Genomic DNA, 1,537 nt, shown 5'->3' with positions numbered 1-1,537 from the left:
CGGGCCAGGTGAGCGCCTGCTCGGTGCACCACCAGTACTCCTCCAGGGTCTCGCCCTTCCAGGCGAAGACCGGCACGCCCCGCGGGTCCTCCGGGGTGCCCTCCGGGCCGACCGCGATGGCGGCGGCGGCGTGGTCCTGGGTGGAGAAGATGTTGCAGGAGCACCAGCGGACCTCGGCACCCAGCGCGGTGAGGGTCTCGATCAGCACCGCGGTCTGCACGGTCATGTGCAGCGAGCCGGTGATCCGGGCCCCGGCCAGCGGCCGGGAGGCGGCGTACTCGGCGCGGATCGACATCAGGCCGGGCATCTCGTGCTCGGCGAGCTGGATCTCCTTGCGACCGAACGGGGCCAGGGAGAGGTCGGCGACCTTGAAGTCGGCGAATTGGTCGGGCACGGGAACTCCTTCTCGAGGTCGGTGCGGGCGGCCCTGGATGAAAGGGCCGGGCACGATCGGTGCGACCGCGCTGGGGCCGCGGGTGCGGCGCGCGGTGTCGGGCAGACCGGCGGGGTCGATCGAGTAGCAGCGGGGGCCGGTGCCCGCGAGGGTTTCCGCAGTCAGCGGGCAGCTGAGCCGGACGGTGGTCGAGGACCGGCCCGCGGGCACCGCCAGCCGGGGAACCGGCCGGGGCGTGTCGCCCGGGCGGGTGGGATCGGCACGTCCACCGGCTCCCGGGTCTGCCCACCAGCGGGCCGGGCCCGGTTGCCGGGAGGAGTCGGCCGCGGCCGGGGCCCGGTCCGGCCGCGGCAACGGTCGCAGGTGGGTTGCGACGGCACGGGGCGCCGCGCCGGTGCGGAGGACCGCTATCCGGTTGGCGTCCTGGTCGGTGAGGCAGGTGGACCCGGCGGTCGGCTCTGGGCACCGGTGCGATCGGTGCGGTGTCCGCTCCGTGTGCCGCCGGCCGGTTGCGGTGCTCGGTGCAGTCGCTGCCCACCGCTCCGGCCGGCATCGGTGCCGGGCTCGGGCCGTCGGGCGGGAAGGCCGCAGTGGCCGTGGTGCCGCCGCGGCGCGCCTTCAGTTCCTCGACCGGGAACGGCTGTGAGAGGCGGGCGGGCTGATCGGGGATCAGCCGGTCGGCGAAGTGGCCGGGAGGGACCACCGGGTGATCGGTGGCGACGGATTCGGTGACGGCGATCTGCGTCATGCCCGGCCGGTCCGCGGCGCCAGGCCGTCGAGCAATGTGCCGGGACGGGTGCCGGAGGAGCGATCGGCATGCGGCTGGCGGGTTCCGGAGCGCAGAAGGCCGACGAAGGCCAGGTGCAGGCTGTCGGTACGGGCGGTTCGCGGCAGCGCGGTGACGGTCTCGGCACGGGTCGGCGGCGGATCAAGCCGGGCGCCGTCCTGCTCGGGTTCGGTCCAGGCCGAGGCTCGGACCTCGGAGGGTCGTTCGGCCTTCACCGCCATCCTTCCCTTCCCTGGTCGCTGAGCGTGCTTGAAGCGGCGCCCCCCCGGGGGGGCGCGGGGGGGGGGGCCCCCCCGGGGGGCGCGCCCGCCCCCCCCCGCCAAACGGGGGTGAGGGCGCCGGGCCCCCCCGTAACG

Annotated in this window: 2 protein-coding genes; both read right to left on the bottom strand. The window is 75.9% G+C overall.

The annotated features are described in order from the left end of the window. Positions 1 to 394, bottom strand: a 394-nt coding sequence (locus ACFY00_RS37895) for an adenosylhomocysteinase (RefSeq protein ID WP_388038768.1), incomplete at its 3' end; no start/stop codon positions are given. Between the two features lie 744 nt (positions 395 to 1,138). Next, positions 1,139 to 1,402, bottom strand: coding sequence for a hypothetical protein (locus ACFY00_RS37890; protein ID WP_388038765.1), 264 nt, complete (start codon positions 1,400 to 1,402; stop codon positions 1,139 to 1,141). Between the last annotated feature and the right edge of the window lie 135 nt (positions 1,403 to 1,537).

The organism is Kitasatospora sp. NPDC001540 (assembly GCF_042894345.1).
In the GTDB taxonomy this organism is placed as follows: Bacteria; Actinomycetota; Actinomycetes; order Streptomycetales; family Streptomycetaceae; genus Kitasatospora; species Kitasatospora phosalacinea_C.
The sequence above is the reverse complement of the archived record's forward strand: the minus strand, read 5'-3'. Positions and strand labels throughout refer to the sequence as shown.

Excerpts from the sequence above, each read along its gene's own strand:
- ACFY00_RS37890 (WP_388038765.1), bottom strand. The coding sequence starts at position 1,402 with ATGGCGGTGAAGGCCGAACGACCCTCCGAGGTCCGAGCCTCGGCCTGG.